This window comes from Candidatus Dormiibacterota bacterium (genome assembly GCA_035544955.1).
In the GTDB taxonomy this organism is placed as follows: Bacteria; Chloroflexota; Dormibacteria; order CF-121; family CF-121; genus CF-13.
Genome location: DASZZN010000037.1, coordinates 71721 through 97913, shown reverse-complemented (window position 1 = coordinate 97913; position 26193 = coordinate 71721). Strand labels below are relative to the sequence as shown.

Sequence of the window (26193 nt, the reverse complement as noted above, 5' to 3'; positions counted from 1 at the left end):
TCATGCTCATGCAACGCCGCCCAACCACGAGGCGTTACGCGAGCGGCTTGCGTCCGGGCAGTCCGGTCCTTCGCGGAAAACGAGATGGCGTGGAGGCGAGCTTTGGCACCACCATGAGGACGCGGCCACTGGCGTCCGCGAGCTCGAGGTGCGGCGTCCCCCCGCCCAGCAGGCGGGAAGCGGGTTCGAGCACGACCGGGTCGAGGGGGCTGACCTGGGCAACAAGATCTCCACCGGTTCTAACGAAGGGGAGGGCAAGCTCCAGCAGCACCTGCGGACGAGCCGCCGCCCGTGAGATCGCCCGATCGAATTGCTCTCGAAGCGCCGGCAGGTGGCCGAGTTCCTCCGCCCGCCCGGGGGCAACCACCACGTTCGACAGTCCCAGCGTGGCGGCTACGTGCTCGAGGAAGGCGCACTTGCGGGCGTTCGCCTCGAGCAAGGTGAACTGCACCTGCGGCATGGCGATTGCCAGAGGGACGGCCGGCAGCCCCCCGCCGCTGCCGATGTCGATCACCCTGGTGATGCCGGTCCACGACGCCCCGGCCAGGGCGCCGGCGTCGGCAATCAGCGCCTCGACTTGGTCGAGCGTCCGCGCCCCGGTGAGGTTGATGCTCCGGTTCCACTCGAGCAACAGTTGGGCGTAGTGCTGAACTTTGGGGCGCACCACCTTACAATATTGACGTGCCGATCTACGAGTTCTCCTGCCTGGCCTGTCGCCACACGTTTGACGTCTTCGGCGGTTACGCCAGCCGTGACGATCGCCAGGTATGCCCGGAGTGCGAGAGCACCAACACCAAGGCCATGTTCTCCACCTTCGCGGTGGTGGGCACCAGCGAGGCGTCGAGCGGGTCGACCTCGGGTGGTTGTGCGTGCGGCGGCAGTTGCGCCTGTTCGAACTGAGCGCAAGCAAGTAGACACCAGCCGCGGCTTTCCGGCATGATGTGGCCGTGGAATCCACCCCTGCGCCAATCCGTTTCCGGCCGATGGCGCTGTCGGAGCTGCTCGATGAGCTGTTCCGACTCTACCGGCGGCACTTCTCGCTCATCGTGGGCGTGGCCCTACTCGTGGCCCTACCCGGGCTGGTGTGGTCGCTTGCTACCGGTGTCTACCGGCTGAACTCCACCTCGTACACCAATCTCTTTACGGCCACCGGGACCTCGACGGTCGCCTTCAACAGCCAGGAGTTCTCGAATCTTCTCGGGACCCTCTTGCTCGGCGCACTGGGCGCCCTTATCCTGCTGCCCTTCAGTTTGGGCGCGGTCTATCGCGCGGTCACTGACGTTGCCCTGGGCCGGCCGGCGACGATCGGAGTGGTTCTGCGGGAGACCCTGGCCCGCTACTGGCCCCTTCTCGGTCTCGTCGGGCTGTTGTTTGTCTTCGGCGTGGTCTGGCTCATTGCCGAGCTCATCGGACTTGTGCTGCTCATCCTGCCTGGGCTCGCGGTGTTTTGCGCCGCAGTCTACTTTCTGGTGCGCTGGTCGCTTACGGTGGCGGCGATGATGGCCGAGGACATGGGTCCGATCCGTGGTCTGGGACGGAGCTGGAACCTCGTCAAGGGGCAATGGTGGCGGACGTTCGGCATTCTGCTGATCGTCGCGATCCTGCAGACCATTATTTCGTACGCGCTCTTGATCATGTTCGGCCTGATCGCGGCCATCTTCACCACTGGCGACTTTCAGGCCGCGCTCGCCCAGGTTGGCTCGACGCTGTTGAGTGCGCTGGTTTCTCCCATCACGACGATCGCCGTCGTCTTGCTCTACTTCGATCTCCGGGTTCGCAAAGAAGGCCTCGACCTGGACCAACTCGCGCAGCAAACCTCCCCGGGCCCTGCTCCCGCGTAGCAGCTGCTCGCTTGCGCGCGGGGGGCCGCTGCTGGCGGCACTCATCCTCGCGCTGGCAACCGCGATCCCGGCATCGGCGACCCAGGCCGATGACTACACGAACGCCATCCACCGCGCGCTGACGCTCGTACAGTTCGCCGAGCGCGGTGACACACCGTCGATCCTCCAGGCGCTCCAGGTCCTTGCGACCGCGCCCGGACCGAGCCAGCCGGAAATTCTGTACGACCTGGGTGCGCAACCACCCAACCTCAGCGACGCCGACCAGCGGCTGCAGGCGTTGTACACCGCGCTCCAGGCACGCGTCGATGCACCCGACCCCCAGCGCGCGAGCCAGCAGCTGAACACGGTCCTCTCGATGCCGCGCTACGTGGGCCTGGCATCTGGACCGTCTCTACTCGAGCGGATCCTCAGAGGGGTGACCACGGCGATTGGGAATTTCCTTCGCTGGCTGGGCGTCAACAACCTGCATCTCAACATCCCGATCTGGTTCTGGTTGGGATTCGCCGCGCTGGTCATCCTGGGCATCATCATCTGGCCGATTCGGAGCGCCTTGGGCCGCGGCGGGCGCGACGCCGTCCCGCGGTGGACGCCATCGGCCGTCCGGCCATCCTTCGATTTCTTCGCCGAGGCCGACCGGTTGGCAGCGGCCGGCGACTTCCTTGGCGCGATTCAGGCGCTAGCTGGAGGGGTTACGGTCCGGATCAGCGGCGAGCGCGCCTGGGACCGCAGCCCGTACACCGTCCGCGAGCTGTTTCAACGGACCGAGCAACCGGAGCTGCTACGGCCGCTGCTGCGCTCGTTCGAGGAAGCCAGCTATGGCCATCGCCCACCCGATCGGCCGATGTATGCGCAGGCCCTCGAGGCGGCACAGCGATACCGGCGGACCGCCGCGTGAGCCGCCGCCGCTGGATCCTGTTTGGCACCGTGATCGCTCTGATCGCGATCGTCGTGCTGCTGCGGGGCACCGCCACGGGCGACTCACCCGGGCACAGCTCGGCCAGTGACGCCGGCAACGGGACGTCGGCGCTGCGCCTCTATGCGGAGGCCCTCGGCTATGGCACAGGGTCCGTCGAAGGCGACTACAACCTTCCTTCCGCGCCCGCCCTGATGTTCATCTTCAGGCCGACGACCGGTTTCAGCAGCGGCGAGGCTCAACAGGTGGACACCTGGCTGAGAGCCGGCAACGTCGTCGTCTATGCGACCGAAGCACGCGATCCTGACCTCGACACCCAGTTCAACCTCAATCTGTTGAACGGGAGCGTCGATGGCGCCGCCCACGCCGCGGCGCCCATCTTCGGCGGCGTCAGTACGCTGTCGGGCGCCTCCTCGGCCATGGCTTTCAAGCCGTCGGCGTCACAGGTACCGTTGCTCCGAAACGCGAAAGGTGACGTGCTGGCCGTCCGCACCGCCGTTGGGTCCGGGCAGCTGATTGCGATGTCGGATCCGCTCGTGCTCTGCAATGGCTACCTACGGTTGGCCGACAACGGTCGTTTTGCCGCCGACCTGATCGCACTGACACCCAACGGCGGGCGCGTGCTCTTCGACGAGTTTCACCACGGGCAGATCGCCGGCAGCGTGCCGACGGCGACCGCCTGGGTGTTGACGCCCTGGGGCGCCGCGCTCGCGCTGGCGGTGCTCATCATCATGGCGGGCGTTGCCCTGCGTGGCCGTGCCTTCGGGCCGCCCATTCCGCTGCGCCAGGCCGCGGATCGCTCCAGCGCCGAGTACGCGGCCGCGGTCGGCAGCTTGCTGCATCGGACCGGGGCTCGTCGGGTCACGTTGGAGACCTTGCTCACCGCGACTCGCCGTTCCGTCGCGGAGCGCGTCGGCGTCGGCAGTGCGACGCCATCGTCGCAGGTCCTGGAAACTATTGCGCAACGCTCACCCGCTGCCGCGAGCGAGTTATCTCGGGCCGAGGCCGAGCTTCCGTCGGCCGTGGCCTCAGAGGCCGCGGTGCTGGACATGGCCCGGCGGCTGCACGACCTAGCCTATCCAGTGTCTACCGTCGAGAATCAGAAGGAGTCCGCATGAAGGCTGCCGACTTTTACGCACGTTTTCGCTCCGAGGCGTCGAAGGCGATCGTGGGTCAGGACCAGGCCGTCCGCCTTTGCGCCCTGGCCCTGATCGCACAAAGCCATGTCCTCCTCGAGGGCGTGCCGGGAGTTGGCAAAACCCTGCTGGCCAAGACCATCGCCCGTCTGCTATCACTGCAGTATGGCCGGGTGCAGTTCACGCCCGATCTGATGCCGGCCGACATCGTCGGCACATCCGTCTACGACCTGCAGTCGCGGTCGTTCCGGGTTCGTCAGGGACCGGTGTTCACCAACATCCTGCTGGCCGACGAGATCAATCGCGCCCCGGCCAAGGTCCAGGCGGCTCTGCTGGAAGCGATGGAGGAGCGCGGCGTCAGCCTCGAGGGCCAGCAGCAGCCGTTGCCCGATCCCTTCATGGTGCTGGCCACGCAGAACCCGATCGAGTACGAGGGCACCTACCCGCTACCCGAAGCGCAACAGGATCGCTTCCTCTTCAAGGCGGTGATGCCCTATCCCAGTCCGACGGAGGAGCTCGAGATGTTGCGGCGCTGGGATGCCGGCATCGAGCTCAGGGATCCGGCGCGCGCCGGCGTCGAGCCCGTGCTCGATGCGGCGGCCATCATGGAATGCCGCGAGGAAGCGCGCAAGGTGACCGTCGAGGAAAAGGTCCGACGCTACATCATCGAACTGGCGGTCTCGACCCGCCAGGCCGCAGAGCTGGTGCTGGGGGCAAGTCCGCGAGCCGAGGTGCTCCTCATGCTCGCCGCCAAGGCCGCCGCAGCGTTCGATGGCCGTGACTACGTCACCCCGGATGATGTGAAAGGGTTGCTGCGTCCCACTTTCCGGCACCGGCTGCTGCTTCGGCCCGAAGCCGAGGTCGGCGGACAGACCGCCGACAGCCTGCTCGACTCTGTCATCGCCCGGGTTACGCCGCCCCGTTAGGTCGCCCGTGACACTGGTACCGCAGCCGCGCCTGCTTATCGCCCTCTTGCTGGGGACGGTCCCGATCTTGCTGATCATCGTGCATCCGGTATTTCTCATCGCGTTTCTTGGCTACTATGCGGCGTTGCTGGGATTCGCCATCGCCGACGCGGCGCGGCTGCCGAAAAAGTCCGGGTTCATGGCGAGCCGCGTCCTGCCCCAACCGTTTTCGCTGGGCGAAGTGCAGTCGGTGCAGCTGCTGGTCGCCCACTCCGAGGCGGCCGGTCTTCCCGCGGAGGTCGCCGACCACGTGCCCGCGGACCTCCAGCCGGATCGCCGGACCCTGACCGGGACCTTCGACCGGGAGGGCTTGCTGGGCGTCGAGTACACGGTGCAGCCGCCGCACCGCGGCCGCTACGCGTTCGGACCGGTTGACCTCCGCTGCTGGCGACGCGGAGGCTGGCTTGTCCGGCAGGTACGCATCAAGGCCGACGAGCCGGCTGCCGTCTATCCCGACGTGCTTGCCATCAAGCGCTACGAGCTGATGCTGCGCCGCGGCATGCGGATCATGATGGGACTCAGACGAGCCCGCCCGCCGGGGGCGACCACGGCATTCGCGGGGTTGCGCGACTATCTCGCCGGCGATGACGTCCGGCGCATCAACTGGAAGGCGACGGCGCGGCGCGACAGCCCGGTCGTGATGGAAGTCGAAGCCGAGCGCGGCCAGCAGGCGATCATCGCGATCGACTGCGGACGGTTGATGACCGCCCCGGCCGGATACCTGACCAAGCTGGATCACGCCGTCAACGCCGCCCTGCTGCTGGCCTGGGTGGCGCAGAGCCAGGGCGACAAGGTCGGCATGCTCACCTTCAGCGACGGCGTGCGCCGCTTCGTCGCGCCGCAGCGCGGTCCCGCCCAGGTGACGCAGCTCAATAAGGTGCTCTATGACGTGAAGGCTGAGTACGCGGAGCCCGACTTCGCTGAGGCCTTCGCGCAGCTGGCATTGCGGGTCAGCCGTCGCTCGCTGGTGGTCGTCCTCACCGACGTGCTCGACCCGGAGGCCTCGCGTGACCTGGTCGCCCACGCCATCCGCTTGAGCCGGCGCCACCTGGTGATGGTCGTGGCCATGTCCGACCCCGAGGTGCTGGCGGCGCGCTACGCGCCCATCGAACGGGTTTCTCGCGCCTACGAGTGGGCGGCGGCCGAGGAGCTGCTGGCCGCCCGCCGAGCGAGCTTCGAGCAGCTGCGGCAGGGCGGCGTTCTCGGGCTCGATGTCGAGGCCGGCCGGCTCAGCCCCTCGCTGGTCGAACGCTACCTGGAACTCAAGGAGCGGGCGCTGCTCTAGGTCGACGTGGCTGTCGACTGGCGCGACCCGTGAAGAGCAGGTACCAGTAAAGCAAGGCGCCGGTCGACAGACCGACGGCGACCTTGACCGCAGTCGGCGCATCCGACGGGCTGAGGTTGCCTTCGATGATGCCGGCGATGATCAGCAAGGGCGCGAGGCCGGCCAGGATGATGACGGCCTTGCGGGCGGCGAGGACGAGCGCGTCGCGGCGGCGGTAGGCGCCCGGCGAGAGGATCGCCCAGCCCATCATCAATCCGCTGGCACCGGCCGCCACGACGACCGATAGCTCGATCACGCCGTGGGCGACGATGAAATCGAGCAGGCCGGGTGCAATGCCATAGGCGTTCGTCAGGCCGAGGAGGCCGCCCAGCTGGATCCCGTTCGTCATCAGCACGTAGATGGTCGGCAGGCCGAGCAGCACGCCAAACGCGAAGGCGAGGATCGAGACGTTGATGTTGTTCGTCATGATCACGCCCGACATCAGCGCGCGCGTGTCGGGGGAAATCTGGGTCCAGAGCTGGTGGTTATGGACGCCCTGCACGATTTGTGCCGGGACCAGTGAGTAGGCCAGCGTTGGGTCGAGGCTGACGGCGACAAAGGCGACCAGGGCCGGACCGAACAGCAGGAGCGCCGCGGCGATCAGGTAGGGAGCGGCCTCGCGGTAGGTCTGTGGCAGGGTCCGTTTGTAGAAGACCGCGATCCGCTCACCGAGGTTGCCGCCCTGGCGGTAGACGGCCGCGTGCCCGCGCGCCACCAGGCCATTCAGATACCCGGCTACGGGCTCGGTCGGCCAGTCGCGCTTGGCTCGGGCAAGGTCCGCGGTGGCGCGGCGATAGAGCGCTGCCAGCGAGAGAACCTCGGTGGGTAGCAGACCGCCGATGCGGCTCGTCCCCGCCCGCGTCAACAGCTGTTCCAGGCGGTCCCACTCGGGGCGCCGCCGGGTCACGAACTCATCGGCGCGCACCTATCCATGATGACGGACGGCGCCCTCGAACCTCACTCCCCTCCCGTAGCAGGATCGCGACGCCCGGTCGCAAAACTGGGCGCTAGACTGCAGGCGTGCAGCCGCCGGATTCCTCGGACGACCTGGTTGTCTCCACCCCGGAACGGGTCGCGTTCCAGTACGAGATCGCCGGCATCGGCAGCCGTTTCCTGGCGCAGTTCATCGACGTCCTGATCATTACGTTCATCCAGATCATCATCACCATCGGAGCCGGTGCGCTCGGCGGTCTCTTCGGTTCGGCCCAGGTCTTTGCGCTGGTGGAGTTGATCCTGACGTTCGTCCTGATCGCGGGCTACTTCCTCATCAGCGAAGCCGCGATGAACGGGCAGACGCTGGGAAAACGATCGGTGCGCCTGCGCGCAGTGGGCGACCACGGGGAGCCGCTCACGGTTGGGCAGGCGGCGATCCGTAACCTGGTGCGGATCGTCGACTTCCTCCCGCTCTTCTACGCGATCGGCATCGTCACCATGTTCAGCAACAGCCGGGCGAAGCGGCTCGGCGATTTCGCCGCCGGCACGCTGGTCGTCCGCGACCGGGAACGCATCAGCCTCTACGATTTGGCCAGCACGCCCGCGGCGGCGGCACCCGAGTCCAAGCCCGCGTCGTCCATCTGGTCGATACCCAGCACGGACACGGCGGCGGCGTCCGCGGGGCCGTCCGGGGCGATCGATCGTCCGCTCGACCCGGCCCTGCGACGCCTGGTGGTTGCCTATGCGGCCCGCAGGGAGCTGCTTCCGCTGCAGCGGCGAAAGGCTCTGGCGGGGAGCGCGGAAGCGGCCCTCACCGCCGCGCTGCCGGATGTCGTCGCGGCCTCCGGTCCATTGGCGGCGCTCGACCGGCTCGCGGAGCGCGAAGGAATCACGCCGCTTCGCCCCGTTCACCGCAATGCATCGAGCGCGCAGACCTGGGGCGTGACCGCCCTCATTTTTTGCTGGATGCCACTGATTGCCATTCCGACCGGCATCCTCTCCATCGTGTTTGGCAGCGACGCGCTGAAAGCAATCCGAGCGGAGCCCCAGAAATATCAAGGCGAGGACAAGGCGAGGACGGGGCGGCTGCTCGGCATCATCGGGCTGTCGCTGACGTGCATCGAGCTCGTGATCATCATTCTCGCGATCGCCTTCGGGAACCAGAGCTAGAGGCGCTGGCGCCCGGCGATACCGGTGTCGACCGGGTGCCACCACTCAACCTTGCCCTCGCCCAGCTTCCAGCAGAGAAACACGGTCTCCCCCTCACGCTGATGAAAAAAATCGATCAAGCCGATGGAGGGATCGCGCAGCACGATGCCCCACTCCTGCAGCTGACGCAGGTCACGCTCGAGCGTCTTCGTCAGCTCGCCCAGATGCCGGGCCGGCAAGCCTCCGCCATTGTGTGAGGCCTTCTCCCTGACGACCGCCACCGTCTTGTCCTTCGCCAGCGCCTCCTGGGTGGATCGGATCCGCTCCAGCAGCGGCTTGAGCTTGGGGACCAGCGCATTCGCTTCATCGACGCGGTAGAACGTCTCCGGCATCGGCTCAGGCGGCGGAGATGGGCGTCATGGCGCGCAGCCGGGCAACCATCCCCGGCAGCCGGTCGAGGATGAGATCGATCTCGCTGTCCGTGTTGCCTTTGCCGACCGACAGCCGCAGGCTGCCAAGCGCTCGCTCCCGCGGATAGCCGAGCGCGAGGATCACATGACTCGGTTCGAGCGAGCCCGAGGTGCAGGCCGATCCCGAGGAGGCGGCGATGCCGTCCATGTCGAGCTGGAGGAGGAGCGACTCGCCCTCGACGCCATCGAAGAGGAAGCTTGCGTGGTGCGGAAGACGGCTCACCGGGTGTCCGGTGAGCTCGGCCCCCGGGATCCGGCCGAGCACGCTCTCGATCAAGCGATCGCGCAAGCCGATGAGATGGGCCGTGTTCTTCGCCATGTCGCGCTGCGCGATGCCGATAGCTTTCGCCAGTCCCACGATGCCTGCGACGTTCTCCGTGCCGGCGCGGCGGTTGCGTTCGTGCCCGCCCCCCAGCATCTGCGGCAAGAGCCGCACGCCCGAGCGAACCACCAGGCAACCCACGCCCTTCGGACCGTGCAGTTTGTGGGCCGACATCGAAAGCAGATCGACGCCGAGGTCATCGACGCGGGTTGGGATCTTTCCGGTGGACTGGACCGCATCGGTGTGGAAGTAGGCGGTGCTCCGCTCGCGGGTCACGGCGACCAGTTCGCGGATCGGCTCGATCGTGCCGATCTCATTGTTGGCGTGCATGAGGCTGACCAGGATGGTGTCGGGCCGCAGCGCGCGGCCGAGGTCGCCAGGATCGACCAAGCCGTGGTGATCGACGGGCAGCCGCGTCACCTCGAAACCGCCCTGCTCGAGCGCGTCCGCCGAGCGGAGCACCGCGTCGTGCTCGATGGTCGAGGTGATCACGTGCCGGCCCCGGTCCGCGTTCCGCTGCGCGATCCCCTGGAAGGCGAAGTTGTCCCCCTCGGTGCCGCCGGAGGTGAAGATGACTTCTTTGGCTGCCACGCCGTAGAAGGCAGCGACCTCATCGCGTGCCTGGTCGATCGCCTGGCGGGCCCGCTGTCCGAGGCCGTAGACGCTGGAGGCGTTGCCGAACTCATCCGTGAGGTAGGGCATCATTGCCTGGAGCACCTCGGGATCGAGGGGCGTGGTCGCCGAATGGTCGAGGTACACCATCGGCATCATTCTATGGCTCGCGGATTCAAATTTTCCCTCCCCCTCCGCGGGATGGCAGGGTGGGGGCGGCTACGAGGACGTCGGGCGAAACGGACGGCCGCGGGCCAGCTCTTTCAGTGAGCCACTGAATGCCTTCATGTACTCGTGGACGTCGAGCATCTCATCGGTGCTGATCGGACCTTCCTCGGCGGCCTTGGGGAGGCCATCCGGATGCTTGGCCTTCTTGAGCAGGAGGACGGCGACGAAGCTCACCCCACAGTTGGCGCAGGTCACCTCGACGGTGCAGTGCCCATCGGCCTCGTTGAGCAACTTGACCTGGCAATCGGCCAGCGCTTGCGAGCACGCCAGGCACTTGTAGTACTTGGCTCGCTCCTTGATCAGCGCTATCAGATTCACTGATGTCCACTATAGATGGCGCTCCAGCGCTTGGCCAAGCGCCGGATTCGAACGATCAGCCGGCGAGGCGGTAGATCCGGATCTGCGGGCCAGGCCTGACCCAGTCCGCATATCCCGCGAGGGGGACATAGTAGGTGTCGATCGGGTCGAAGACACTGTCCGGACATCCGTTCGTCGGCGAAAAGCTCGCCAGCGGTGGTCCCTGTGCCCGCAACGTCCGCTCGAGCGGGCTGAGCGCCTGACATCCGGTGCCGGGTGTTTCGTAGCCAACGACGACGTAGGTAATCCCCTCTTTCCGAAAGCTGTCGAGCGATGTCAGCTGGAGATCGTCGCGAGTCAGCTCGCGGATGGTGTATTGGGTTTCCAGCCGGCTGTCGAGGAAGGACGCGACATACAGATCCGTCGCCCCGTGGCTGTGCTCGCCGCTGTCGATCATCGCCTGGTCGTGAGCCGGACCGGCCATGTAGGGCACCGCAGCCCTGCCGCCGGCAGGCACGTGCTGCGCCAACCAGTTGAAGGCGAGCGTACGCGTGTCGGTCTGCTGGATCAAGAGGTCGTAGCGAAGGTCGTGAGCGAGCGGCGCCACCGCGATCAACACGAACGCCACGGCCAGCGCCAGCCGGCGCGCCTTACCTCGCGCGGTGAGCTCGACGAGCGCCGCCAGGGCACGACCGCCGAGCAGCAGCAGCGGCGGGATCATCGGATCGGCATAGCGAAGAAAAACCGAGCGCCCGGCGCCGATCAACAGGAAGTAGACGACCAGGAACGTCAGGATGATCAAGTCGGCCGGCTGTCGGCGCCAGGCGGCGTAGGCGACACCGATACCCGCGAGCAGCACGAGCACCGGATCGATGCCAAACCACAGCGCAACACTCAGCTGGACCCACCCGATGGCCGGTGCGCTCGCCCGTCCCAGGTGCTGAAAGATGTAGCCGATGCCATGCTGCGTCATCGCTGGGTCGAGCACCAGGAAGGGGGATGTGACGGCGAGCGTGATGACGCCAACCGCGGCAATCAGTGCGAGGCGTGCCAGCAGTCGCGGCCACCGGGTCAGCTCGGCGTGGGACCGAAGCGTTTGGGCGGCGGCGATCCCGGCGAAAACCAGCGCCCCGTTGTACTTGAGGCTCGCCGCGACCCCAAGGCTGATGCCGTTGATCAACAGCGGTCCCAGACCGCGCGACTGGATCGTGCGATAGGCGACGTATAGCGTCGCGATGGTGGCCAGGGTCAACGGGATGTCGAGCGTCGCGAAATGGCTATCGCGCACATGGAGAAAGGCGACCGCTAGCGCCGCGGCTCCGAAGAACCCGGCGAGCCATCCATACGCCCGGCGCCCGAACTCGAAGACGACCAGGACGGTAAGACTGCCCAGCAACGCATCGAGGACCCGGATCCCCAGGTAGCCCGACGCCGGGTCGGAGACCAGCCCCAGCAGACGGAACGGCGCCAGCCAGGCCGCCCCAACATAGAAGTAGAGATGAGGCCAGTCGGCGAAGTGCGGGTTCAGGATTCCGTGGAAGACGCCCATGGCCCGACCGACGGTGACGTCCTCATCCGGCCGGTAAAGGGCCGGCAGTCCGAAGTTGATCCCCCAGAGCCGCAGCCCAGCGGCGACGACGAACACGCCGGCGACCGCACCAGCGGCAAAGCGAGGCGGCCGATCCGGGCTAGCCGCCGACGAGGTCCGGCCGGGTGGGGCCGTAGAGATCGACCGGCACGGGCGTGGGCTCGTGCTTCCTGGCTTCGAGCTTCTTGACCGCGTCGATAGCGGCGGTGGTCGCGTCGCCGACGGCCGTCGTGATCTGCCGTGTCAGCTGCGATCGGACGTCGCCCGCCGCGTAGACGCCGGGAAGGCTCGTCTGCATCGTCGAGTCCGTCACCAGGAATCCGAGCGGGTCGTGCTCGACGTGCTCCCGGTGATCGAAGAACTGAACGTTGGGTTGAAAGCCGATGAAGACGAAAAGGCCGGTGACCTTCAAGGGTCGGGTCTGGCCGGTCACAACGTCCTTCAACGTGATCTCCTTGACCTGGCCATCCTCACCCTTGACCTCGGTGACGATCGTGTTGGTGATCAGCTCAACCTTCGGATGCTTGCGTGCCGCCTCGACCAGAATGGCCTGCGCTCGGAACTGCTCGCGCCGATGGATGATGTAGACCTTCTTCGCGAAGCGAGTCAGAAACACGCCCTCCTCGAGCGCGGCATCACCGCCTCCGACCACAGCGACCTCCTCCTCTTTGAAGAAGGCGCCATCGCAGACGGCGCACTGCGAGACGCCGCGACCCTGGAACTCGCTCTCGCCGGGAATACCAAGCTTCAGCGGCTCACCGCCCGCAGTCAGGATCACGAAATCCGCCGTGTACTCACCGTCTTCGGTCTGCACGACCTGCTTGTCCCCGCGGCGGTGGATGCCGGTCACACGGGCCGTCTCCAGCTCCACGCCGAACTTGACAGCCTGGTCGGCCATCCGTTGGGCCAGCTCCGGCCCGGTGATGTGGTCGAAGCCAGGGTAGTCTTCGATCGCCTCGGTGTTGAGCAGCTGGCCGCCCGGCGCGCCGCGCTCCAGCACCACGGTTTTGACCCGCGCTCGTCCGGCGTACAGGGCGGCGGTCAAGCCGGCCGGCCCGGCGCCGATGATGACCACGTCGTACTGGCGGTCTTTTTCCATCGTTTGCGAAGCTCCCATGTTATCTAAGCCTTATCCCAACTCCAGTATTCCCCAATTGGCCTCTCCTGAACGAGCCTGGCCACCGCGTCGCGCAACGTAACCCCGGGCGGTATATAACTGCGGAAGCGGATGTCTGAGGACCCTACAACCGGCGCCGCGGTGTTCGCTCCCTCCGGAAGGGTCGTGGCGTTGCCTCAGGCCGGCGCCACCCAGGATCATGACCATCTCACCTGGGCGTATCAAACACATGTCACAGCGATCTATCAGTACATCTACAGCCGAGTCGGGAACCGCCCGGACGCCGAGGACCTCACCGCCCAGGTGTTTATGAAGGCCATCACCGGCATGCGTAACGACGTCTCGGTCCCCGAGCTGCGCAGCTGGCTGTACCGGGTGGCCCAAACGACGCTCGCCGACCACTGGCGGGAGTATTACGCCGAGGACGCGGGGGAGCTGGAGGACGACGTAACCCGACCGCCGGCGCCGCGGGAGAATCCCGAAGCCGTGCTACGGGTGGACTCCCTGCTCGCCACCCTTCCCGAAAGCTACCGCCGGGTCCTGGAGCTCCGCTTCTTGCGCGGCTACTCCGTGCGTGAGACCGCCCAGGAGCTCAACCTCAGCGAGACGAACGTCAAGGTATTGCAATTCCGGGCCCTTAACCGGGCGGGCCGGGAACGCGGGAGGGCGACGTGAACGACGATCCCGAGCAGCTCGACAAGCACGTCGAGGACCTGCTGCAGGACCGCCGGCCGGAGCGCACGCCGCTCGGCGATGAAGCCGCGCTACGGGCGCGGCAAACCGCCGCGATGCTCCGAGCCGCCAAGCCGGGAGCCGGCCTTCCGTCGAAGGAGTTCCTGGAGCGGATGCAAGGCTCGATTCATGGATGGGTTGGAGAGCGGTCGGCGCGCCCGGAACCGACGGCGCGGCCCAGCCGTCGCTCTCTCCTGCTGACCGGAGTTGCCGGGATCGCGGCCGGCGTCGCGGCGGTGATCGGAATCGAGCAAGTCGTCAAATCGGCACCAAAAGTTGCGAAGCGGCCGCTCGTCGAGAAAGGCAGCTGGAAGCCGGTCAAGGCGCTGGCGGAGCTGCCCGAGGGCACTCCAATCGCCTTCCGTTCCGGGGCCATCGAGGGCTTTCTCACCCGCACCGGCAACAAGGTCACGGCCCTGTCGGCGGTCTGCACCCACATGGGCTGTATCCTTAACTACAGCAAATTCAGGGATCGGTTCGAGTGCCCATGCCACGGGGCGACCTTCGAGAAGGATGGGCAGCCCACCAACTATTCAAGCCCACTCTCCCCGTTGCCTTCACTGCAGGTCAAGGTCGAGAACGGGCAGGTCGAGGTCTACACTGCCTAGCGGCAAGCTCCGCGCTGTAACAAGCGGTCGTATCAAGAGGCAGACCATACACAGTGGAGGGATGCCAGCATGCTGATGTACGCTCGGGTTCGTTGGGTTGGAGTAGGACTTTTCGTTTCGGCGGTGATGGCGGCATGTGGCAGTCAATCGCCTTCATCGAGCTCGAACTCCGCGACAGCGACACCCTCGCCGTCGGCCACGCCCGTCGTGATGACAAAGATGGTTGGGTCCGAAGGAAATATCTTGGTGGCGGGCTCAAACGGCATGACCGTCTACAACTTCAGTAAGGACACGGCAGGCGTCAGCAACTGCAAAGGTGCATGCATCACAAACTGGCCCGCGCTCACCGTCCCCAGCGGCCAGACGCCGACGGGCGGCTCCGGCGTGACCGGTCAGCTGGGCACGATCACCCGCGATGACGGCACGCTTCAGGTCACCTACAACGGCTTGCCGCTCTACTTCTTCCACAGCGACGCGGCGCCGGGCGACATCAAGGGCAAATACACTAACTGGAGCCTGGTCAAGCCATAGCCCCCGCTGGGTCGAGTTCTTGATTGGAGAGACCCGTCAAATGAATTTCCACGACAGGAGGACGTTCGTAGACTCTCGGGTCGCACTGGCCGCGGCGTAGGTCGCCAGCGCCGCGGCGTTGTCGTCGTCGGTCAGCACCCACATGCCGTGGCAATTCCGCTCACGGGCGAGCGCGGCAAGCGCCTTGACCAGGGCCGTGCCGTAGCCTCGGCCACGAAAACTGGGATCGACGCCCAGCTCGTAAAGAAACATCTCCGTTCCTTTGTCGGGGTGGGTCATCTCGACGCCGGTCACGAAGCCGGGGACCACCTCGCCTTCGTAGGCCACCAGGATGTGGTGGCCGTCGGAGTTGAGAAACCGCGTTCCTGCCGCGGCCTGCACAGCTTTGTCGAACTGAGGGCCGACGTTTTCGAGCGCCTGCTCATCACCCGGGCCGAGTCTTCTGATGTCCATGCAACGAGGCTACTGCGACGACCCCATCCAGCCGGCGATCTGGGCTCGCGAGTTAAACCCCAGCTTGTTCAGAATGCCGCGGACGTGGCTCTCGACGGTGCGCTCGGAGATGAAGAGGCGCGCTCCGATCTGCTTGTTGCTCAGCCCGTCGGCGACGAGCCGCGCAACCTCTACCTCTCGCTTCCCGAGTACTCCCACCGCCTGCACCGCGCTTCTCCAACCGTGTCACCGCGTATCTGGCCTTGCTCGATGATCGCTATCCGTCAACCGACGAGGAGCAAGCGGTCCACCTCAACTTCGTGTATCCGGATGTTCGCCAGATGAGCCGTTGGCTGCCCCTGATCAAGTGGTTTCTGGCCATCCCGCACTACGTCGTTCTCTTCTTTCTCGGGATCGCAGCCGTGGTGGCCGTCATCGTTGCCTGGTTTGCTATTCTCTTCACGGATACCTATCCACGAACGCTGTTCGACTTCGTCGTTGGCGTCATTCGATGGGGCAACCGGGTCAACGGCTATGCCTTCACCTTGGTGACCGACCAGTATCCACCCTTCAGGCTGAGCTAAGCGCAAGTCAGGACGCGCAAGGACGTATGGTAAGGGCATCATGGCTCGGATCGCATGGATCGAGGACGACGACGCATCGGGTGAGATCGCTGAACTCTACCGTCAGCTGAAAAAAACGTCGGCGAAGGGGAACGTCCCCGACATCCTGCGGACCATGAGCCTGCGACCTGACTTCTTGCGTGCCATCGACCAGGCGAGCCGGTTGCATTTCAGCGACGGGGCGCTAAGTCGAGCGGAACACGAAATGATCGCCTCCTACGTCTCGGCGCTGAACCGCTGCCATTATTGACTGAGCAGCCACGCCTGGTTCCTGCAGTTGCAGGGAGAGCAATACTCAAAAGCGGCGGCGGCGCTGCGCGACGGGGACCTCGACGCCGCCAATCTGTCGGCAAAACACCGACTGCTCCTGGAATTCGTCGAGACGCTGACCCGGCACGCGTATCGCATCACGGATGAGCAAGTGCAGCGGCTTCGCGAGGCCGGGTGGACCGACGCGCAGATCGCTGAAGCGGTCTACGACGGCGCGCTCTTCAACCTCTTTGTGCGCCTTGCCGACGCCTTCGACATCCATCCCGACCCGTCGTACGATGCCGCCGGCGTTCCCGGGATTCTGAGCCAACGCGACCAGGCCTGACCTTTAGCGGACCCCTACTGCACCGTGGCGCTGTCGAGCAACTGGGCAACCAGTGACGAGCTCGGGTCGTCCAGCAGAAAGAGCAAGTTGTAGTAACGGCTGGTCGTGGTGATCCTGACCTCGTGGACGAGCGCGGGACAGCCGCTGCCGGCCAGCTTGACGCCGAACACGCGGTCGGTGGCGGGAAGGTCGCCGACGAGGACCTGCTCGGTGGAACGTGCCGTCCAGGTGGACCGGCCGGGAAGGGGAGCCGACACCTTGGTCTCCGTCGGCGCCTGGTCTTTCGCGCCACTCTCCAGGTAGAGCAACGCCTGCGGCCCGCCCTTGTAGTGCGCCTCCGCCTTCCCCGGTGCCACCGACTGGAACTGATAACCGACCGGCAGCCAGATCTTCAGCGAGTCGGTCGAGGCCAGGCTAATCGGGTAATTGGTCGTATAGCGCCCAACCAGCCAACCGTCCCGCCCGTCGCCCAGGCGAATCCGATACCAGGTGCCATCAGGACTGCCCTGTTCCTCCTGGACGGTCAATTGCGTTCCGGTGGCCAGCGTCGTGACGCGGGTCGCCGAAGACGACGGCGCGGCCCGAACGTTGACCCCGTCCGAGGCATGGATCCAGGCGCTCCGTGGGATCGTCTGGACTTGTTCGGTGCGGTGAACCACCACGTCGGGGCACTGGCCACCAGCGGAGGGGGTGACCAGCCTGTTTGCCCCCGGCGACGTGTGCGAGCCGGATACCGACAACGCCACGTGATGGTCCCAGGGCCGGAGCACGGCGAGCCCAACCTCAGCGCCTAGCAGTGTGAAGACCAGGCCCCATAAGGCCAGCTCGAGCTTTTTCACGATCCTAGCCGCGTCCCGGGTTGTCGGGCGTTGCCGTCACGGTGGCCGCGTTTGAGGGCTGGGCGGCCACGTTATCGATGGAGCACCTCACCGTGGTCGTCGCGTTGTACGCCACGTCCGGCACGACCCGCGCTTGGCAACTTCCGAGCACCTGTCGAGAGGCCGCGTCGGTGATCGCGAAGGTGATGGTGGACGGCGCCCGGGCACCAACCAGCCCGCCTAGATTCTTGAGCAAGGCCGAGACCACGCACGGCGAGCCGCATCCCGAGGTGTCGACCGACACGACCGTGTAGATTGGCGGCAGCGTCGTGAGGTTCGAGAAATCAATGACATTCGTAGGCACAGAGATCTGGAAGTCGTGGTTGTAGTTGACGAACCGGAGGTCGGCGTCGCGAATGCCGTCAACCACAACGCCGTGTTTCAACCGCACGCGTAGCACTCGATAAGGGGCCTGCGCGGTGATGAACACCTCGCCCCGTGCGCCGGACAGGTCGACGGCATCGATTCCATCCACCGACACGTGGTCAGTGCGGTGCGTGACCGCCTGGCCGAGGAAGGTCGACCTGAAGGTATTTCCATCGGTCAGGTCCGTCAGGTGGGGGATCTGGCCGGCCGAGCCCTTCCACCACCCATCTCCCGCGGCCTTGACGAAGCTTCGGGAGACAAGATCGCTGCCCATGTGCGCAGACAGAAACTGTTGCCCACGAAAATAGGTGTTGTTGCCAAGGATGATCGCCTCGAGCTTGAGGTCGGGCGTCGTGACGGTTACGTACTCGGAGTCGGGCCGGCTCAGTTGCAGGTCGATCGACCACTGGTTGCTGCCCTCGCTGTACGACCCGGTGATCTCGAAGCTGTCGGCCGCGGACAGGCTGCCGGTGGCGCCGGTCTCCAGGCTGCGGGTCGTCGGCAGGTCGAGACCGACCCGAAGATCGCAGCCGGAGAGCGCGGCAATGACAACGACTCCGATCAACCCTGGCCGGGCCCAGGGCCTCGCTTGCGAGGGGGGGCGAAATGCTAACACAGCCTTGGCCCTGTAACGCGTTGGGTCTTCTGAGCGTTACTCAACGGTGAGCGCCAAGCGCCGGGCGGTTCGCCTCTTCGGCCACGAATACTCGGTCATCCTCCCCAGCCTCCGCGATCCCCGGATGCATGTTGCCGCGGTGCTCGTGACGCTCCAGGTGCTGGGCCAGACCGTCCTCGGGTTTCGGCTCTCGGTGGCGCAGATCCTCATCTGTCTCGCGACCGGTGCTCTGATCGAGTTCGGCGTCGCCTTCTTCAAGGACAGCGCCATCATGTGGCCGGCCAGCGGATTGTTGACTGGCAACAGCACGGCCTTCATCCTACGGACTCCCGGCACGCTTCATGGCCAATGGTGGAGCACGCATGGAATCTGGATCTTTGTCGGCGTGGTCGCCGTCTCGATGGCGTCGAAGTACCTGATCCGCTGGCGGGGACGGCACATCTTCAACCCCTCGAACCTTGGCCTGGTCATCGCCTTTGTCGCGCTTGGCCCCAAGCTCACGGAGCCGCAGGATCTGTGGTGGATCCCACCTGGGCCGTGGCTGATCGTGACGTACGCGGTCCTGATCGTCGGTGGGCTGTTGATCGCGTGGGAACTGCGGTTGCTCGGCCTCGAGCTGGCCTTCATGGCTGGCTTTGCGGCCTTTACCGCCCTGGCGCTTGCCCTCGTACCCGACCATTGCATGGTCGCCAGCTGGCACGTGGCTCCGATGTGCGGTGTTGAACTCTGGCAGATCCTGGTGTCCTCGCCCGAACTCCTCGTCTTCGGCCTCTTCATGATCCCCGACCCGCGGACAGTGCCCGACGGCCCGGTGGCGCGCGTAGCGTTCGGCATTGTCGTGGCCATCCTGGCGGTGCTGCTGATCGGCCCGACGACCCTTGAGTTTTGGACCAAGACGGCGATCCTGGGCAGCCTGGTCATCGCCTGTGCGCTGCGCTTTGCGCTGGCGCGGTTTCTGGCCCCACTCGAAGCCCGGGACAGGCAGAGGGCTGGGAGGCGTCGCCCGAGCTGGCGGCTGCCGGCGGCGCTCGCCATCGCGTTGCTATTGGTTGGCACCATTCCGGTGGCCGCGGATCTATCGACCCACAGCCCGGAGCCGGCCGCGGGGCTCGCCGATGGGTCGACGCCGTCGCTCGCGCTCACCGTCGGCGCCGCGCCCGCCATCGGTAGCGCAGTCTCGAGTTCGGCTGGCGCCGCCCTGCCGCCGCCAGGAAATTCCGGACCCGCCTCCGCATCGGCGCAGCTATGGATCTTGCCGCCGATTCCCACGGTAACGGTCGCGTCGAATGTCATCGCCTTCGACCAGTCGGCGCCGCGGAACGCGGCGAAGATGGCCCAGGACGCGGTGCTCGACCTCATCATCGAATCCGAGGCCCGTCGTGCCCACGACCTGAAGCTGGCTGAGAGTGGAGCCACGGGCGATGGCCTCAAGGAATTTACCGACGTCATCAAGGACGACATCAGTTCCGGAAAGCTCATCCAGAAGACCTACAGCTTCGACAAGGTCAGCCTCAACCTCTTCCTTCCGAAGTTCAGCAGCCAGGCGTCGCGGCTCGTCGGCGTTACCCTGACGGGGACCTCGACCTTTATCACACGTGACGTCTCCGGCAACGTGCTTTCGCAGACCAGCACGCCCTATTCGAAGAGTTGGGGCATCGACACCGCGGCGGGCGTGACTCACCAGGTCATCATTAATGACTACACGGATCTAGCCCCGGCCCCCTGATCCCGAGGCGTCGGGCCGCCGCTAACGGCCGGCGCCTACTGACGGACGATGGCCGGCGCGCGCCCGCGTAAGACGAACTTCTGGATCTTCCCGGTGGCCGTCTTCGGTAGCTCCTCCACGAAGTTGAACCATTGCGGCACCTTGAAGTGCGCCAAATTCGCGCGGGCAAAGTCTCGAAGCTCCTCCGCGGTCGCGGTCTGACCGGCTTTCAAGACGATGAACGCGCAGGGAGCCTCGCCCCAACGCTCATGCGGCAGCCCGACGACCGCCACCTCCTGGACGGCCGGATGGCGCAGCAGGCACCCTTCGACCTCGACCGAAGAGATGTTTTCGCCTCCGCTGATGATCACGTCCTTCAGTCGGTCACGGATCTCGGCGTAGCCGTCCGGGTGCACGACGGCGGCATCGCCGGAGTGGAACCACCCGTCCCGGATCGCCTTGTCCGTTGCCTGGGGATCGCGGTAGTAACCCTCCAGCACCACGTTGCCGCGGACCACGATCTCGCCGATCGTGCTCCCATCGTGTGGCACTTCTTCACCGGTTTCCGTGTCAACGACGCGCAGGTCGCCGGATGTGATGAGCTCCACGCCCTGCCGTGCCTTGACCGTGGCACGTTCAGCGGCCGATAACGCCGCGTGCTCCGGCAGGGGATCGCAGACCGAGATGAACGGTGAGGTTTCGGTCAGGCCATAGACCTGCGTCACCTCCCAGCCCAGCTCACCCTCGAGCCGCTCGATCGTGGCGGCAGCCGGTGGGGCGCCCGCTGTCACGACGCGCACGCCGCGCGGTACCTCGCCGCGGAGGCTGGCTGGGGCGTTGGCGAGGCCGATCAAGACCGTCGGCGCCGCGCACAGCCAGCTCACATGCTGCTCGCGGATCAGCCGGAAGATCGTCGCCGGCTCGGGCTTCGGCAGACAGATGTGCGTGCTCGCGGCGGCCGTCACCGTCCAAACGAACGTCCATCCGTTCGCGTGGAACATGGGCAGGGTCCAGAGGTAGCGGTCGCCGATCCCCAACCGGAGGTGCAGCAGGGTTCCGATCGTGTTCAGGTAGGCGTTGCGGTGGGTGATCATGACGCCCTTGGGCCGCGCCGTCGTGCCGCTCGTGTAGTTGATGGTGAGGAGATCGCCCTCGCCGATGTCCGGCCGGCTGACGTCGGGTGATTGGGTCGCGAGCGCCGTCTGGTAGTCAGTCCACCCCGCTCGTGTGCCTGTCAGCGCGACGAAATGCTTGACGTCCCCCAGGCGGTCGCGAACGCTGTCGACGCTTTCGAGGTACTCCTCGGTGGCGCATACGACCGTCGCCCCAGAGTGGTCGATGATGTAGGCGAAGTCGTCGGCCGTCAGCCGGTAGTTGACTGGAACCAGCACCGCGCCAATCTGCGGCACGGCGTAAAAGGACTCGAGCTGCTGGTGGACGTTCGGCGCGATGTAGGCGACCCGGTCACCCTGGCGAACGCCCATCCGTTGGAGCGCCGCGGACCAGCGGTCGCAGCGGTCGAAGAACTGCTCGTAGGTGAGCCGGAGCTCGCCGTCGACGACCCCCTCGCGTTGCGGATGCAACCGGCGAGTCCGCCGCATGAACTCGAGTGGCGTGAGCGGCGTCTCCATCGAGCCCTTCCTCCTCCCACTGCCCGGCTTTCCGCCGAGTCTAGTCCGGTGCCGACTCCATAGATAGTAAGACGCCGGGAGAAACCAAACGGGGGTCAGCTGCGTTACCTGTCGGGCGGGGGCGTTGCCGGCTCTTCGCTAGACTCGAACAGCGAACATGGACCAGGTTTCCAGCACGCCAGTCCTCGACCGGATCACGAGTCCGGCCGATCTTCGCGCCCTGAGCGATGTGGAGTTACGCGCCCTGGCGGAGGAGATCCGCCAATTCCTGGTGGCGACGGTCTCCAAGACCGGTGGCCACCTCGGCCCCAACCTCGGCGTCGTGGAGCTGACCCTGGCCCTCCACCGTGTGTTCGAGAGCCCGAAGGACCGGATCCTGTGGGACACCGGCCACCAGGCGTACGTCCACAAGCTGCTGACCCGCCCCCGTGAGGGGTTTGCCCGGCTGCGCAAACTGGGCGGCATGAGCGGCTATCCGAATCGAACCGAGAGCCAGCACGACTTCATCGAGAACAGCCACGCGTCCACCGGGCTCAGTTACGCCTCCGGGATGGCCGAGGCGATGCGGCGGCAGGGCGATCGCGGACACGTCGTCGTCGTCGTGGGCGACGGCGCCCTGACTGGCGGCATGGCCTATGAAGCGCTGAACAACATCGGTCATCGCAAGACCCCGGTGATCATCGTCGTCAACGACAACGGCCGGTCCTATGCGCCGACGGTCGGCGGCCTGGCGCAACACCTCGCGCAGCAGCTCACGGTCCTCAATCCGACGTACCACCGGACAAAGAGCCGCGTCGACCGGATCCTGCGTCGCGTCCCCGCCGGCGACAAGGCGATCGAAGCCGGACGCCGGATCAAGGAAGGCCTGAAAGAGCTGGTTTCGCCGCGCACCTTCTTCGAATACCTGGGCATCAAGTATTCGGGCCCGATCGACGGTCACAACATCGAAGACATCGAGCGCACACTCCGCCAGGTCAGCCGGCTGGGTGGCCCGTCGGTGGTGCACGTCATCACGACCAAAGGCCGCGGCTACGGGCCGGCCGAAGAAGACGAGATCGACCATCTGCACGGCGTGAGCGCCTTCGACGTGCTGACGGCCAAGCCCTTGAGCCGCAAAGTCTCCTACACCGATGTCTTCGGCGAGGCGCTGGTGCAAGAAGCCGAACGAGAGCCACGGTTGGTTGCGATCACCGCGGCGATGGGCAGCAGCGCCGGGCTCGGGCCATTCGCCGAGCGGTTCCCCGACCGCTTCTACGACGTCGGGATCGCGGAACAGCACGCCGTCACCTTCTCGGCGGGCCTGGCCATGGCCGGCCTGCGCCCGGTGGTCGTCATCTACTCGACCTTCCTGCAGCGTGCCCTCGACCAGGTGATGATGGACGTCTGCCTGCACAAGCTGCCGGTCACCTTCGTGCTCGACCGGGCGGGGATCACCGGCGATGACGGCCCCTCGCACCACGGCATCTTCGACCTGACGTTCCTTCGAGCGATGCCGGGCCTCACCCTGGCCGCGGCCAGTGATCCGCAGGAGCTGCGCGACCTGTTGCATACAGCCGTCACGCACGAGCCCGCTGGCCCGTTCGCGATTCGTTTTCCCAAAGGCGCAGCCGGCGAGAGCGAGGCGCAACCTGGGCAGTTCCTCCCGGTCGGCGAATGGGAGGTGCTGCGGCAGGGCAGTGCGGCGCTGTTGCTGGCGACCGGCAAGCTGGTGGCGGTCGCGGTGGAAGCCGCCGCCCTGCTCGACAAGGAGGGCCTGCCGCTCACGGTCGTCAACAGCCGCTACATCAAGCCACTCGATCCCAGGCTCGAGAGCTGGGCGCGACGTCACCCGGCGGTGCTCACGCTCGAGGACAACGTCGTGACCGGTGGCTTCGGGTCGGCCATCACCGAAGTCCTCGCGCCCCTCGGTATTCCGGTCACGGTGATGGCGGTGCCCGACACGTTCATCGAACAGGGCGGCCAGGCGGAGCTGCTCAAACAGCTCGGGTTGGACGCGCCAGGCGTCGCCGCCCGCGTGCGCCGGGCGGTGGGCGAGACTGACTCGATGCCGCAGCCCGCGACGCAGCCCGGCAGCTAGGCGGGCGGCCGACGGCGACCTCAGCCGACGCTCTCGCCGCGGGTCGCGCCTACCAGAGGCAGCTTCTGGCGCTGCTGGGTGATGACGACCCGGCCAGGGTCATGGAAGGTACCGAACCAATGTTGCGGTCGGTACTGAACGATGCGGATTCCGACCTGCGCAAGCGGCCGGCGCCCGCCGAATGGTCCGTGCTCGAGCTGCTCGGCCATCTGGTCGACGCCGAGACGGTGATGTCCGGGCGCTTTCGCTGGACGGTCAGCCAGGATGAACCGCCGCTGCTCGGATACGACCAGGACCTGTGGGTGGCGCGCCTGCGCCACAACGACGGCCAGCCGGACGAGCTGCTGGCGGTGTTCTCTGCTCTGCGCAGCGCGAACCTTCAACTCTGGCGCCGGTCGTCAGCCGACGACCGCCAACGACTGGCGATGCACGCGGAGCGGGGACCCGAGAGTTACGAGTTGATGTTCCGCATGCTGGCCGGGCACGATCGCTTCCACCTTAACCAGATGCGCGACACGCTTCGCCAGTTGCGCCCCGGGCGCTAGGCCAGCCGGGACTCAGAGTCGGCGTCAGCGTCGGCGCCGACGACGTGCAGGCGCGGCGCAGCCGGTTGGGGTTCGCTCTTGACGGATACGCTCTCGGACGGCGCCGCGGCGACCAGGGGAAGCGTGAGGGTGAAGGTACTGCCTGAGCCCGGGCGTGATTCCACCCGGATGTCGCCACCGTGCTGGCGGGCCAGCTCGCGGGAGAGGTAAAGGCCGAGACCGGTCCCCCCGACGTGGCTGGTCGCGCGGTGTTCGATCCGCTCGAATCGGTTGAACAGCCGGGGGAGGTCCTCGCGGGCGATGCCCACGCCACTGTCCACCACCCGCAGCGTCGCGACCCCATCGGCCACTGAAACAACGCACTGGACCCGCCCGCCGGTGGGCGAGTACTTGATCGCATTCTCGAGCAGGTTGCTGACGATCGTCTTGATCCGATCGGCGTCGCCCAACACCGTGACAGCAACGGGGGGCGTTTCGAGCGTCAGCACGTGATCCGGGCCGGCGAGGGGTCGAGCAACCTGCATCGCGTCGGCCGCAACTTCGCAAACGTCCAGGCGGTCGCGTTTCAACGCCAGCCGGCCGTCCTCGAGTCGCGCCGAATCGAGCATCTGCGCGACCAGCAGGCTCAGCTCGGCGGTCTTCGCTTTCAGCACCTCCACCGCTCGCAGCCCGGACTCCTGGAGCTGGCCGAGTGAGCCCTGCTCGAGCATCGAGAGGTAGCCGTTGATCACGCCCAGCGGGCTGCGCAGCTCGTGCGAGGCGAGGTTGAGGAACTGGGTCTTCGTCTTCTCCAGGGCCGCCAGCCGCTCGGTCACCCGGGCCCGATCGAGCGCCGCGGTGATGTTCGCGGCGTAGCCACGCAGCCGGCTCATCTCGTCGGTGCCGAAGAATGGGGTGTACGGTCCGGAGACGACCACCATCGCGCCTACGCCGAGGTCGAGCGGCAACGGCACGACGATCGCGTCCTCGCGGCTCGAGCCCGGGGTAGCGAGGAGGCTCGGCTGGCCCCTTGGATTCACGTGGGCCGCCAGCCGGAGCGCGGTCTCCTTGTCCAGGCCTCGCAATGCCAGCACCTCGCCGTTGGCGTCGACGATGGCGATGCCGTCAGCCCCGACCAGTCGGAGTCCCCACTCGGCGGCGCGCTTGGCCAGGGTCGGTCGATCCGGGCTGAAGAGCACCAGGTCGTAGACGGCATCGCGGTACTGGTCTTCCTCGCCCTGGCGCCAGAGCCGCCGCAGCCACCTGGGCGCTGCGAAGCTGACGTAGAGGAGGGGCAGCGCGACGATCGCCACCGCTTCGAAGAGCCACTGCACCCCGGGGTTGGTGGCCGCAGCTCCCCCAAACCCGGCGACCAGCAGGATGAGAACGATCGCCCCGTAGCCGCCGGCGATCGCCCGCAGCCGCGCGCGCTGCACCGCCGGCCGGCGCCGGGAGGCGATCCAGAAGCGAACGATCGGCTCGACCACGCAAGTGGACCAGACGAGAACCACGACGATGGTGGCCATCGATTGCAGGGCGGTCGGCCGCTGGTGCAGATCAGACGGAATCCCCACCACCAGTGCAAAAGCCGTCGCCGCCAGCGTCAGCACCAATGCCCCGACCTGCAAGCGCCGGCTCAACGGAATGAAGCTGTCGCGGAAGAGGAGAAGGGCGTAGCCCGACGCCATGAAGAGGACCAGGGCGAGATCACCCAGGGCGGGGTCAAGTCGGTGGCCGGTGAGGGTATTCAGCTGGCCGACGACACCCGTCACGCCGAGAGTTGCGAGCGCCAACGCCAGGTAGCCGCGGCTCCGCTCCCGATGGCGAAGCCAGTCCACGACGGTGAACACACCCAGCGCCAGGAAGCAGAGGCTGACGACAGCCTGAACGATCTGGAGCGGCTCGCCCACTGACACAACTTTACGCCTCCCTCATCAGAAAAAGCGACATCTGGTGACGCACCCGCATGATCATCAGACG

At 66.4% G+C, this 26193-nt stretch carries 27 protein-coding genes and 2 pseudogenes; 15 read left to right on the top strand and 14 right to left on the bottom strand.

Annotated elements, in window-relative coordinates; all coding sequences use genetic code 11:
- Positions 1–34: 34 nt before the first annotated feature.
- Entirely contained in the window at positions 35–664 is a 630-nt protein-coding gene (gene rsmG, locus VHK65_14155) for a 16S rRNA (guanine(527)-N(7))-methyltransferase RsmG (protein ID HVS07287.1), read from the bottom strand.
- A 17-nt stretch (positions 665–681) separates the two neighbouring features.
- Here rsmG and VHK65_14150 point away from each other — a divergent pair, with 17 nt between their 5' ends.
- The 5 genes from VHK65_14150 to VHK65_14130 all read left to right on the top strand — a co-directional run bounded on the left by VHK65_14150 (position 682) and on the right by VHK65_14130 (position 6140).
- Complete coding sequence (locus tag VHK65_14150; GenBank protein HVS07286.1) at positions 682–900, top strand: FmdB family zinc ribbon protein; 219 nt, start codon at positions 682–684, stop codon at positions 898–900.
- 813 nt (positions 901–1713) lie between these two features.
- Positions 1714–2736, top strand: coding sequence for a hypothetical protein (locus VHK65_14145; GenBank protein HVS07285.1), 1023 nt, complete (start codon positions 1714–1716; stop codon positions 2734–2736).
- A complete protein-coding gene (locus VHK65_14140) occupies positions 2733–3872 on the top strand; it encodes a DUF4350 domain-containing protein (protein ID HVS07284.1) in 1140 nt (379 codons plus the stop codon). The genes VHK65_14145 and VHK65_14140 overlap by 4 nt, the downstream gene beginning before the upstream one ends.
- The gene (locus tag VHK65_14135) at positions 3869–4816 is read left to right on the top strand and encodes a MoxR family ATPase (GenBank protein HVS07283.1); all 948 of its coding nucleotides are present in this window, start codon (positions 3869–3871) and stop codon (positions 4814–4816) included. Before VHK65_14140 ends, VHK65_14135 begins: the two co-directional genes overlap by 4 nt.
- Before the next feature lie 7 nt (positions 4817–4823).
- Positions 4824–6140, top strand: a complete 1317-nt coding sequence (locus VHK65_14130; protein HVS07282.1) for a DUF58 domain-containing protein — start codon at positions 4824–4826, stop codon at positions 6138–6140.
- Here the strand turns inward: VHK65_14130 and VHK65_14125 are convergent.
- Positions 6118–7104: a stage II sporulation protein M gene (locus tag VHK65_14125; protein ID HVS07281.1), complete on the bottom strand. Its 987-nt coding sequence runs from the start codon at positions 7102–7104 to the stop codon at positions 6118–6120. The genes VHK65_14130 and VHK65_14125 overlap by 23 nt on opposite strands.
- 95 nt (positions 7105–7199) lie before the next feature.
- Here VHK65_14125 and VHK65_14120 point away from each other — a divergent pair, with 95 nt between their 5' ends.
- Positions 7200–8282 carry an RDD family protein gene (locus tag VHK65_14120; protein HVS07280.1) on the top strand — a complete coding sequence of 361 codons (1083 nt, stop codon included), beginning with the start codon at positions 7200–7202 and terminating at the stop codon, positions 8280–8282.
- Here VHK65_14120 and VHK65_14115 read toward each other — a convergent pair.
- The 5 genes from VHK65_14115 to trxB all read right to left on the bottom strand — a co-directional run bounded on the left by VHK65_14115 (position 8279) and on the right by trxB (position 12895).
- Positions 8279–8653: a DUF2203 domain-containing protein gene (locus tag VHK65_14115; protein ID HVS07279.1), complete on the bottom strand. Its 375-nt coding sequence runs from the start codon at positions 8651–8653 to the stop codon at positions 8279–8281. The two genes, VHK65_14120 and VHK65_14115, sit on opposite strands and share 4 nt — an antisense overlap.
- Before the next feature lie 4 nt (positions 8654–8657).
- Positions 8658–9821 (bottom strand): cysteine desulfurase family protein, encoded by a 1164-nt coding sequence (locus VHK65_14110; GenBank protein ID HVS07278.1) that lies wholly within the window; start codon positions 9819–9821, stop codon positions 8658–8660.
- Positions 9822–9884: 63 nt separating this feature from the next.
- A complete protein-coding gene (locus VHK65_14105; protein HVS07277.1) occupies positions 9885–10211 on the bottom strand; it encodes a hypothetical protein in 327 nt (108 codons plus the stop codon).
- A gap of 55 nt (positions 10212–10266) precedes the next feature.
- Positions 10267–11835, bottom strand: a complete 1569-nt coding sequence (locus VHK65_14100; protein ID HVS07276.1) for a glycosyltransferase family 39 protein — start codon at positions 11833–11835, stop codon at positions 10267–10269.
- Positions 11836–11878: 43 nt separating this feature from the next.
- The gene (gene trxB / locus VHK65_14095; GenBank protein HVS07275.1) at positions 11879–12895 is read right to left on the bottom strand and encodes a thioredoxin-disulfide reductase; all 1017 of its coding nucleotides are present in this window, start codon (positions 12893–12895) and stop codon (positions 11879–11881) included.
- 111 nt (positions 12896–13006) lie between these two features.
- Here trxB and VHK65_14090 point away from each other — a divergent pair, with 111 nt between their 5' ends.
- The gene (locus tag VHK65_14090; protein HVS07274.1) at positions 13007–13570 is read left to right on the top strand and encodes an RNA polymerase sigma factor; all 564 of its coding nucleotides are present in this window, start codon (positions 13007–13009) and stop codon (positions 13568–13570) included.
- Complete coding sequence (locus VHK65_14085; protein HVS07273.1) at positions 13567–14235, top strand: Rieske (2Fe-2S) protein; 669 nt, start codon at positions 13567–13569, stop codon at positions 14233–14235. The genes VHK65_14090 and VHK65_14085 overlap by 4 nt, the downstream gene beginning before the upstream one ends.
- A 143-nt stretch (positions 14236–14378) precedes the next feature.
- Here the strand turns inward: VHK65_14085 and VHK65_14080 are convergent, their stop codons facing one another.
- Positions 14379–14501, bottom strand: a complete 123-nt coding sequence (locus VHK65_14080) for a hypothetical protein (protein HVS07272.1) — start codon at positions 14499–14501, stop codon at positions 14379–14381.
- Here VHK65_14080 and VHK65_14075 point away from each other — a divergent pair.
- On the top strand, positions 14500–14766 hold the full coding sequence (locus tag VHK65_14075; GenBank protein ID HVS07271.1) for a hypothetical protein: 267 nt from the start codon (positions 14500–14502) through the stop codon (positions 14764–14766). The genes VHK65_14080 and VHK65_14075 overlap by 2 nt on opposite strands.
- Before the next feature lie 36 nt (positions 14767–14802).
- Here the strand turns inward: VHK65_14075 and VHK65_14070 are convergent, their stop codons facing one another.
- Together VHK65_14070 and VHK65_14065 are read right to left on the bottom strand one after the other, a co-directional pair.
- On the bottom strand, positions 14803–15219 hold the full coding sequence (locus VHK65_14070) for a GNAT family N-acetyltransferase (GenBank protein HVS07270.1): 417 nt from the start codon (positions 15217–15219) through the stop codon (positions 14803–14805).
- A gap of 9 nt (positions 15220–15228) precedes the next feature.
- Positions 15229–15402: pseudogene (locus VHK65_14065) on the bottom strand (LuxR C-terminal-related transcriptional regulator).
- 26 nt (positions 15403–15428) lie between these two features.
- On the opposite strand from VHK65_14065, the pseudogene VHK65_14060 reads away from it, so the two are divergent.
- The 3 genes and pseudogenes from VHK65_14060 to VHK65_14050 all read left to right on the top strand — a co-directional run bounded on the left by VHK65_14060 (position 15429) and on the right by VHK65_14050 (position 16416).
- Positions 15429–15782, top strand: a pseudogene (locus VHK65_14060) (DUF4389 domain-containing protein).
- Positions 15783–15822: 40 nt separating this feature from the next.
- Positions 15823–16071 (top strand): hypothetical protein, encoded by a 249-nt coding sequence (locus VHK65_14055; protein HVS07269.1) that lies wholly within the window; start codon positions 15823–15825, stop codon positions 16069–16071.
- Between the two features lie 27 nt (positions 16072–16098).
- Positions 16099–16416 carry a hypothetical protein gene (locus VHK65_14050; protein ID HVS07268.1) on the top strand — a complete coding sequence of 106 codons (318 nt, stop codon included), beginning with the start codon at positions 16099–16101 and terminating at the stop codon, positions 16414–16416.
- A 14-nt stretch (positions 16417–16430) separates the two neighbouring features.
- Here VHK65_14050 and VHK65_14045 read toward each other — a convergent pair whose 3' ends face one another.
- Positions 16431–17255 carry an SH3 domain-containing protein gene (locus tag VHK65_14045; protein ID HVS07267.1) on the bottom strand — a complete coding sequence of 275 codons (825 nt, stop codon included), beginning with the start codon at positions 17253–17255 and terminating at the stop codon, positions 16431–16433.
- Between the two features lie 4 nt (positions 17256–17259).
- A complete protein-coding gene (locus VHK65_14040) occupies positions 17260–18225 on the bottom strand; it encodes a hypothetical protein (GenBank protein HVS07266.1) in 966 nt (321 codons plus the stop codon).
- A 97-nt stretch (positions 18226–18322) separates the two neighbouring features.
- Here VHK65_14040 and VHK65_14035 point away from each other — a divergent pair, with 97 nt between their 5' ends.
- Positions 18323–20002 (top strand): hypothetical protein, encoded by a 1680-nt coding sequence (locus VHK65_14035; protein HVS07265.1) that lies wholly within the window; start codon positions 18323–18325, stop codon positions 20000–20002.
- A 35-nt stretch (positions 20003–20037) separates the two neighbouring features.
- Here the strand turns inward: VHK65_14035 and VHK65_14030 are convergent, their stop codons facing one another.
- The gene (locus VHK65_14030) at positions 20038–21612 is read right to left on the bottom strand and encodes a long-chain-fatty-acid--CoA ligase (protein ID HVS07264.1); all 1575 of its coding nucleotides are present in this window, start codon (positions 21610–21612) and stop codon (positions 20038–20040) included.
- Positions 21613–21769: 157 nt separating this feature from the next.
- On the opposite strand from VHK65_14030, the gene dxs reads away from it, so the two are divergent.
- Together dxs and VHK65_14020 are read left to right on the top strand one after the other, a co-directional pair.
- The gene (dxs, locus tag VHK65_14025) at positions 21770–23689 is read left to right on the top strand and encodes a 1-deoxy-D-xylulose-5-phosphate synthase (GenBank protein HVS07263.1); all 1920 of its coding nucleotides are present in this window, start codon (positions 21770–21772) and stop codon (positions 23687–23689) included.
- A 119-nt stretch (positions 23690–23808) separates the two neighbouring features.
- Complete coding sequence (locus VHK65_14020) at positions 23809–24234, top strand: DinB family protein (GenBank protein ID HVS07262.1); 426 nt, start codon at positions 23809–23811, stop codon at positions 24232–24234.
- Here VHK65_14020 and VHK65_14015 read toward each other — a convergent pair.
- On the bottom strand, positions 24231–26123 hold the full coding sequence (locus VHK65_14015) for an ATP-binding protein (protein HVS07261.1): 1893 nt from the start codon (positions 26121–26123) through the stop codon (positions 24231–24233). The genes VHK65_14020 and VHK65_14015 overlap by 4 nt on opposite strands.
- Between the last annotated feature and the right edge of the window lie 70 nt (positions 26124–26193).

Bases quoted from the DNA above. Each gene is read 5' to 3' on its own strand.
- VHK65_14135 (HVS07283.1), top strand. From the start codon at position 3,869: ATGAAGGCTGCCGACTTTTACGCACGTTTTCGCTCCGAGGCGTCGAAG.
- VHK65_14115 (HVS07279.1), bottom strand. From the start codon at position 8,653: ATGCCGGAGACGTTCTACCGCGTCGATGAAGCGAATGCGCTGGTCCCC.
- VHK65_14110 (HVS07278.1), bottom strand. From the start codon at position 9,821: ATGCCGATGGTGTACCTCGACCATTCGGCGACCACGCCCCTCGATCCC.
- trxB (HVS07275.1), bottom strand. From the start codon at position 12,895: ATGGGAGCTTCGCAAACGATGGAAAAAGACCGCCAGTACGACGTGGTC.
- VHK65_14090 (HVS07274.1), top strand. From the start codon at position 13,007: ATGTCTGAGGACCCTACAACCGGCGCCGCGGTGTTCGCTCCCTCCGGA.
- VHK65_14075 (HVS07271.1), top strand. From the start codon at position 14,500: ATGACCGTCTACAACTTCAGTAAGGACACGGCAGGCGTCAGCAACTGC.
- VHK65_14080 (HVS07272.1), bottom strand. From the start codon at position 14,501: ATGCCGTTTGAGCCCGCCACCAAGATATTTCCTTCGGACCCAACCATC.
- VHK65_14070 (HVS07270.1), bottom strand. From the start codon at position 15,219: ATGGACATCAGAAGACTCGGCCCGGGTGATGAGCAGGCGCTCGAAAAC.
- VHK65_14055 (HVS07269.1), top strand. From the start codon at position 15,823: ATGGCTCGGATCGCATGGATCGAGGACGACGACGCATCGGGTGAGATC.
- VHK65_14030 (HVS07264.1), bottom strand. From the start codon at position 21,612: ATGGAGACGCCGCTCACGCCACTCGAGTTCATGCGGCGGACTCGCCGG.
- dxs (HVS07263.1), top strand. From the start codon at position 21,770: ATGGACCAGGTTTCCAGCACGCCAGTCCTCGACCGGATCACGAGTCCG.
- VHK65_14020 (HVS07262.1), top strand. From the start codon at position 23,809: ATGTTGCGGTCGGTACTGAACGATGCGGATTCCGACCTGCGCAAGCGG.